The organism is Bacillus sp. LL01, from assembly GCF_001037965.1.
This window is the reverse complement of the sequence record NZ_LFEL01000067.1, coordinates 1-8024: the sequence shown is the minus strand read 5'-3', so window position 1 is coordinate 8024 and position 8024 is coordinate 1. Positions and strand designations below refer to the sequence as shown.

Sequence of the window (8024 nt, the reverse complement as noted above, 5' to 3'; positions counted from 1 at the left end):
GTGGAAGAAGGCGCTTCTTTAATTCGTGACGGACGTAAGGAAATGGATGAAATAAAACAAGGAACATTTTTAGGACCTACGATATTTGATCATGTCACTCCGGATATGACGATTGCAAAAGATGAAATCTTTGCTCCAGTTCTTAGTTTGTTACGTGCTGAGGATTTAGATGGTGGTCTTGAATATATTCGCAAATCACGCTACGGAAATGGTGCAACTTTATATTCAAAAGATGCAGGGGCAGTAAGAAAGTTCCGTGAAGAGRCAGATGCAGGAATGCTTGGGATTAATGTTGGTGTTCCGGCTACTATGGCATTCTTCCCATTTTCCGGCTGGAAAGATTCGTTTTATGGTGACTTGCATGTGAATGGGAAAGACGGAGTGAATTTCTTTACCCGTAAAAAAATGATTACTTCTCGTTTTGATTTTTAGGTAGATCTTTTAACAAGAAAGGAGGAGGTTGTATGGCAGAACTTAATCAAAAGCAGAATTTGAAAGCTGCTGATGAAAAATATCTGTGGCATTCCATGAAGCCATATAATCCAACTGCCACAATGGTAGTGGAAAAGGCTAAAGGAGCATGGATTACAGATAGTGATGGAAATGAGTATTTAGATGCGATGGCTGGTCTGTGGTGTGTAAATGTTGGTTATGGACGTACAGAGCTTGCAGAAGCTGCTTATGAACAATTGAAAGAGCTCGCGTATTTCCCATTAACTCAAAGTCATAAGCCGGCAATCGAACTTGGTGAAAAGCTAAATGAAATGCTAGGTGATGAGTACGTTATTTTCTTCTCTAACAGTGGTTCCGAAGTAAATGAAGTTGCTTTTAAAATCGCGCGACAGTATCATCAGCAACGAGGAGAAAATGGTCGCTACAAGTTTATTTCACGATATAGAGCTTATCATGGTAATTCCATGGGTGCCCTTGCAGCAACAGGGCAAGCTCAACGTAAATATAAATACGAACCACTTGCACCGGGCTTTATTCATGTCCCTCCTCCAGATTCATACCGTCGACCGGAGAGTGCTCAAGTTCCTGCTGAGTTAGCATCTGTACAGGATATTGACCAAGCGATGACTTGGGAATTAAGTGAGACGGTAGCTGCAGTAATTATGGAGCCAATTATCACTGGGGGCGGGGTACTTGTTCCACCTGAGAATTATATGAAAGGCGTTAAAGATGCTTGTGAGAAGCATGGAGCTCTTTTAATTGTCGATGAAGTTATTTGTGGCTTTGGTCGTACAGGAAAACCATTTGGATTTCAACATTACGGTGTACAACCTGATATTGTTACGATGGCCAAGGGGATTACCAGTGCTTACTTACCACTATCAGCAACTGCGGTGAAGCGAGAGATTTATGAAGCGTTTAAAGGGACTGAGGAGTATGAATACCTTCGTCATGTAAATACCTTTGGAGGAAGCCCTGCTTCTTGCGCCTTGGCTTTGAAAAATCTTGAAATTATGGAAAAGGAGCACTTGTTTGAGCGGTCAGAAGAATTAGGGAATCAGATGAGAGCAGACTTATCTACCTTACTTCAAAATAATCCTTACGTCGGTGATATAAGAGGGAAGGGCATGCTGATCGGAATTGAACTAGTGAAAGACAAAAGCACAAAAGAACCTCTAGATGTATCGTTTGTGAACCAAGTGATGGCAGTATGTAAGCAAAAAGGACTGATCATTGGGAAGAACGGGGCAACGGTTGCGGGCTTTAACAATGTGTTAACTCTTTCCCCACCACTTTCTATTGAGATAGATGATATAACATTTATCATCGACACATTAAAAAATGCACTCAATGACCTAGAAAAGTAAAACACACGCGAGAAGTCTCTGACTTCTCGCTTTTTATTGAATGAGGACTATTTTATTTAGAGTATTCAGACTATATGTTCATCCTATATAATGGTAGGGTATACATAATAAGAATGATAAGCTGAAGAACGGTCGTGATGATTATGTCAAAGCCTAATCCATTAATAAATGATGAGCTATTCCAAGCGTGGTTAACTCAGACGAGTGATAGTATCTTTTTATGTAGTGAAATTCAAGGGAAATGGATCATGCACACCTATAATGATCCAGCAAAAAAGTGGATAGGGCGCTTCTTTGTTCATACAAAAGAGGGTTTTGAGTGTAAGGATATTCAATTGGAAAAAGCGTGTGAACATGCGAAAGAAAAAGAGGAGAAGACCTCTTTTTCTTTCGCATTGGGAGAACCCCAATTTGGTACCCTCATTTTGACATGTAATCCAATCTATTCACATGAAATCAATCAGAAAGTGGTATTAGTAATTGGCAAGAATGAACAAAATTTAGTCGGTGCATCTCATGCATCATTGCTCACCTATCTTACTAATACAGAAGATGCTGTACTAGTGCGTGATCTATCCGGTTTGATTACCTTTATCAATGCCGCATTTACAGATATGTTTGGGTGGAAAAGCGATGAAGTTATTGGTAAAAAGGTTTACGAAATAAATATTTTACCGCTCTCTTTAATTGAAGAATCAACTTTAATAAACGAACGTTCTCTACAAGGAGAAAGTTACTCACATGTTACAACTCAAAGGATCAGGCGAAATGGAGAATTATTTGATGTGTCCATTACCTATTCATATGTAACCGATCTAGAGGGGGACGTTATTGGTTCAATGAGTGTATTTCGCGACATGTCTGAGCAAAAAAAGATTSAATCTTTATTGAGAGAAAGTGAAGAGCGTTACCGAAAACTTGTAGACCTCTGTCCGCTTCCGATTTTTGTACATGAAGACGGACTTGTTCAATATGTAAATGATGCGGCTATATCACTCGTTGGTGCTAAAGATGAATCTCAATTAGTTGGCCATTCTATGTATTCTTTTGCAAGTAAAGACCATCACGATCAAATACAAAAACGATCGAAGGATGTTCATCAAAAAGAAGAGCAAGATGTGGTTGAGTACAAAATACATACATTAGATAATAAAAGCAAGATTATTGAAGCGATGGTGACGTCCATTTCGATTTCGGATAAAAGAGTCAACCTTGTTCTGTTAAACGACGTTACGGAGAAAAAACAACAAGAACAAGCTTTAAAAGAAAGCGAGAGACGTTATCGTCTAATAGCTAATAACTCTTACGATTTAATTTCGATTGTAAGCAGTRAGGGAATAGGGAAGTATATATCACCATCTCATGAAAGATTGTTAGGTTATAAGGATACGGAATTGATTGGTGTAACCGCTAAAGAGCGAATTCACCCCAATGATCGTACTCATACTCAGGAAACATTTGAAAGGTTATTAAAAACAAAAAAGCAACAGAGAATGGAGTACCGTATGTTTCGGAAAGACGGGACGGCGATCTGGCTTGAGTCGATTCTGAAGTTATTTGAAGAAGGAGGGAAGTCTGATGTTCTCATCGAAAGTCGAGATATTACAGAACGGGTAGAGAATGAAAAAATGATCCGAAAGTTAGACAAGCTCTCTGTGGTTGGGCAACTTGCCGCTGGAGTGGCCCATGAAATACGTAATCCATTAACCTCTATTAAAGGTTTTCTCCAATTGTACCAACAAAATAATCAAAAAAGCGAAGATAGTCATTATTGGGAGATTATCTTTTCTGAGTTAAATCGAATAGAAGAAATCATCAATGAGTTTATGGTTTTAGCTAAGCCTCAAGATGTTACCTTTAAGAGCATCAGAATAAAAGATTTAGTCTCACATACCATTGTACTGTTTCAATCAGAAGCWCATCTTAATAATATTGAAATTGACGTCATCTATATAAACACAAAAAACGAAACCATACACGTGGTAGAGAACCAGTTGAAGCAAGTATTTATCAACATCCTTCGAAATGGAATTGAAGCGATGAGACCTAATCATGGAAGAATCCGTATTAAGGTTGAAAACTGCAAGAATGAAAGAATCCGCTTTCGATTTATAGATAACGGTCCAGGCATTCCTAAAGATCGTCTTACTCATATTGGAACTCCTTTTTATACAACAAAAGAAAAAGGTATTGGACTTGGATTAACAATCAGTCAAAAAATAATCCATGATCATAAGGGAGATTTTAAGATACGCAGTTCATATGGGAGAGGGACCATTATTGAAGTGGTATTAGATGTGAGATGAATCATAAAATAACGTCACAAGAATACCTGAGAGTAGATCTCARGTATTCTTGCATGCTTTGGCCCCTTTGAATTGAATGTGACTACTATATAAAGGAACTTATATTACTATGTTTATAAAATGTCTGATAATTCTATCAGATGCTTCTATACTCTATTAAAAGAGTAGAGAGAAGACCTCTATCAAAACCCATCATAAACTAGATTTTGATAAATTATTCATAGGGGGTGATCGCCTATGAATCTTCAAAAATGGGGTAATGCATTGAAGATTAATCAATGGTTAAGAGTAAGTGTTTTAACTCTATTGTTACTAGTAATGGTGGTAAGTGTGGCTAGTGCAAATGGGGGAAAGCAAGAGTACTTAATAGGAGTCAATTCAGATAAAGCAAAAGGACTTATCGAAAGTGCAGGTGGAGACATCTATCACGAATATGAAGCCTTTCCAGTTATTTTTGCAGAGTTACCAGAAGCTGCAAAACGTGGTTTAGTAAATAATCCGCATATTGATTTTATTGAAGAGAATGAAGACGWAGAGATAGCTCAGACGGTTCCTTGGGGAATCCCATTTATTTACTCTGATGAGGTCCACCGTCAAGGTTATTATGGAAATGGTGTAAAGGTAGCCGTATTAGATACTGGTATAGCTACACATCCAGATTTAGCAATTAAAGGTGGGGTAAGTTTTATTCCAACCGAGAATACGTATATAGATTACAATGGCCATGGTACACATGTAGCAGGAACGGTAGCCGCACTTAACAACTCTTACGGTGTACTTGGAGTTGCGCCTGGGGCAGATTTATATGCGGTGAAAGTTTTAGATCGTAATGGTGGTGGCTCACACGCGACAATTGCTCAAGGAATAGAGTGGGCGATGAATAATGGGATGGACGTTGTAAACATGAGTTTAGGGAGTACGTCAGGGTCTACTACTTTACAGCTAGCTTCTGATCGTGCATCTAGTGCAGGCGTTCTTTTAATTGGTGCTGCCGGTAACTCAGGTCAACAAGGAGGCTCTAATAATATGGGGTATCCAGCACGATATAACTCAGTAATGGCCGTAGGTGCTGTTGATCAAAATGGTACTCGTGCAAGTTTTTCGAGTTATGGAGCTGAACTTGAAATCATGGCACCAGGAGTTAATATTAATAGTACCCATTTAAATAATAATTATCGTAGCTTAAACGGAACATCTATGGCTGCTCCTCATGTAGCAGGTGTAGCTGCATTAATTAAGCAAAAGCATCCACATTTAACGGCATCACAGATTCGAAACCGTATGAATCAAACAGCTATTAACCTCGGTAACAGGACTTACTATGGGAATGGTTTAGTTGACGCTGAATACGCAGCTCAATAATGAACAATAGGCTACTTAGATAAACGGAGGTTGCCATGCTCTTGTTTACCGGGAGCTTACATTATAAGTACATTTATATTTAAGTTTGAAAATCAAGGCGAAAGGCCCTTAATAAACTAAATAATGGTAAAAACAAGGCGAGAATTAAAATTCAGAAAAATAAAAAATCGGTTATACTAGAAATAACTGGAACTACTGTTGGGGGTGAGATAAATGACAATGAAACGTCTTGTAGCAGCATTAGTAATTGGAGCCTTTCTTTTAGGTGCTGGTGTATTAACAGATTCAAACCAACCAGCATCTATAGGTAATGTAACTGCTTTTGATCTTCCACATGCAGGAGATCTTCCGCACGCAGGTTAAGTGAATAAATGAAAGAAGCAATAGGCTAGGTGCCTATTGCTTCTTTCATTTGTTTTTCGGCAATTGCTGCCAACGTTAACTTCCCTTCAATTCTAAATAAGTATATAGCATCTTGAATATACTTTTTTCCTTCTTCATGCTGATTGGTTAAGATCAAACAATAACCTTTTTGGTATAAACATTCCCCAAGTAAATACAGCAGCTCATTCTCAATGCAAAGTTGAATCCCTTTTTCACTTAAATAAATCGATTTCTCATAATTCGTTAGACTTTTTTCTGCTTTAGCATAATTGTAATAAACTCTAACTTTAATTTTAGGATTTAGCTGGGGGATCGTCGTTGTTCCATGAATAGCTCTTTCATAAATCTCTACTGAAGTATGTGGTTTACCACTTAAGTCGTAAACAACTCCAATGGCATTTAGAATTTGTATTTCTTCTTGTGAGTAGCCATCTTTTCCCTTGTAAGTGAGGTTTAGAGCATTAAAGAGTATTTTTAAAGACTCTTCATAATTCTTGGTCGTATATGCCATAGAAAAACCTTTATGCCAAAATATAAACTGCTGCAGGTCTACACTTTCAAAAAGTGGATTTTTCTCTTCAGCAAGAATTAAGTCGTAAACTTGTTCGTAATTCCGATTCATGGTGTGTTTTCTTACATCTTGTATGAAGTCTTGAATGTAATCATAACGTGGATTAGATGCCTCGTGGAAAAAGTGAGTCATATCCACTCCAAGGCGCCTGGATAGTTCAAAAAGGGTAGTTGAAAGAGGGATGAACTTACCGGACTCAATATTGCTTATCTGTGCTTGTGTACAAATACCTTCTGCTAATTCATTTTGAGTAAGTCCTTTTAAGGTGCGGTAAAATTTAATATTCTTGCCTATTGTATGTATATCCATAATCTCACCCTTTTCTCAAATATGACGTTTAGATCTTCGGTAAGCGAAATACTTCTATATAAATACGATAACAATTATTTGCATTTTCGTCATGTGCCGTTAGAAGGGGAGAGGGTACTTTTTTCCAAAATTAAATACGAGTATTTCTTACTCTTTTGTTAAGAAGGTTTGGTCCTTTAATTGTGGTTAATTAGACTTCGTGAGTGTTTTGGGGTTTGATATTAATAAAGTTTAATAGTTAGACAATAGAAATCAAGTAAAAAGTCATAGGATTATAATACTAACAATAGGGTATTGTTAGTAAATATAGTAAAATTAGATATAGGTAAGTTAAAAAGTTTTAGACGGGTGTTTATGTCAGATAAGGATGGCGAAGAAGATGGCTAGAAAAAAGAAAGTAGATCAACAAGAGTTAATGCAAGTTACTGAAGAGCTTTTATTAAAGATAGGATATGAACGCTTGAACTTTAAGCTGATTGCTACTCAATTATTTGTAGGGAGGAGTACGATCTATGAATATTATTCAAACAAGGAGGAGCTTGTATCGGAATACATGCTAAAGTTAATGAACCAAGTTTTAGAGAGAGTTGATCAGATTGAGGAGGGGGAAAGTGTAGATCCTCTAACCAATTTAAGAAAAGTATTATCAGTATTACTTGWTTATAAGCATGTGCACTTAATAACAGAAATTACTCCAGTCTTAGATAGGACTTCTCCCATAGTTGATCAGAAATTAGTGAAACTAGCTGAATTAGAACAGAAACTTTTCACCTTTATTCATACTCAATTTCAGATGGCAGATCAATTAGGTGTGTTACGTCAAGATGTTCAAGTACAAATTAAAACAAATTTTCTTTATCAATTAATAAAATTGAAGAAGGAAGAAAACATCGAGCGGGAGGAATGGGCAGATGTTTTATTTTCTCTGCTTATAAATGGCCTAAAAAAATAACGGATTATAAATAAGATAAAATCATATCCAAGGCGGGTATTATTTTATCTTATTTATATCCGACGACCTAGTCGATTATTCTAATAAATAGAGGGTAGATAAAGAAAGAGCCTATTTGAGAGAGGTTCTTTCTTTACCTACATCCATTTTTCTCCCCAAGTTTGGATTGAAGAAATCACAGGCTCTAAGGCGAGTCCTCTTTCTGTTAGCTCGTATTCAATTCGAACGGGCTTTTCAGGGTACACATTTCGTACAATGACCTCTAAATCCTCTAATTCTTTCATTCGTTCAGTTAATATGCGATCACTCATATCTGGTAT

General features: G+C 37.1%; 8 protein-coding genes. 6 read left to right on the top strand and 2 right to left on the bottom strand.

From position 1 onward, the window contains the following. The 5 genes from AB685_RS24190 to AB685_RS31460 form a co-directional block, all read left to right on the top strand. Positions 1–432 (top strand): aldehyde dehydrogenase family protein (locus AB685_RS24190; RefSeq protein WP_128755938.1); only part of this gene is annotated, 432 nt, incomplete at its 5' end. A gap of 32 nt (positions 433–464) precedes the next feature. Next, positions 465–1820, top strand: coding sequence for an aspartate aminotransferase family protein (locus AB685_RS24185; RefSeq protein ID WP_047973138.1), 1356 nt, complete (start codon positions 465–467; stop codon positions 1818–1820). Between the two features lie 137 nt (positions 1821–1957). After that, entirely contained in the window at positions 1958–4126 is a 2169-nt protein-coding gene (locus AB685_RS29910; protein WP_053073942.1) for a PAS domain-containing sensor histidine kinase, read from the top strand. A 237-nt stretch (positions 4127–4363) separates the two neighbouring features. After that, positions 4364–5488 carry a S8 family peptidase gene (locus tag AB685_RS24175; protein ID WP_047973137.1) on the top strand — a complete coding sequence of 375 codons (1125 nt, stop codon included), beginning with the start codon at positions 4364–4366 and terminating at the stop codon, positions 5486–5488. Positions 5489–5701: 213 nt separating this feature from the next. Then, positions 5702–5851, top strand: coding sequence for a hypothetical protein (locus AB685_RS31460; RefSeq protein WP_157860751.1), 150 nt, complete (start codon positions 5702–5704; stop codon positions 5849–5851). A gap of 25 nt (positions 5852–5876) precedes the next feature. On the opposite strand, the gene AB685_RS24170 is transcribed toward AB685_RS31460, so the two are convergent. Beyond that, entirely contained in the window at positions 5877–6752 is an 876-nt protein-coding gene (locus AB685_RS24170; RefSeq protein WP_047973136.1) for a helix-turn-helix domain-containing protein, read from the bottom strand. A gap of 379 nt (positions 6753–7131) precedes the next feature. On the opposite strand from AB685_RS24170, the gene AB685_RS29905 reads away from it, so the two are divergent. Then, positions 7132–7704 (top strand): TetR/AcrR family transcriptional regulator, encoded by a 573-nt coding sequence (locus AB685_RS29905; RefSeq protein ID WP_053073941.1) that lies wholly within the window; start codon positions 7132–7134, stop codon positions 7702–7704. Between the two features lie 137 nt (positions 7705–7841). Here AB685_RS29905 and AB685_RS24160 read toward each other — a convergent pair. After that, positions 7842–8024 (bottom strand): helix-turn-helix domain-containing protein (locus tag AB685_RS24160; RefSeq protein ID WP_047973135.1); only part of this gene is annotated, 183 nt, incomplete at its 5' end.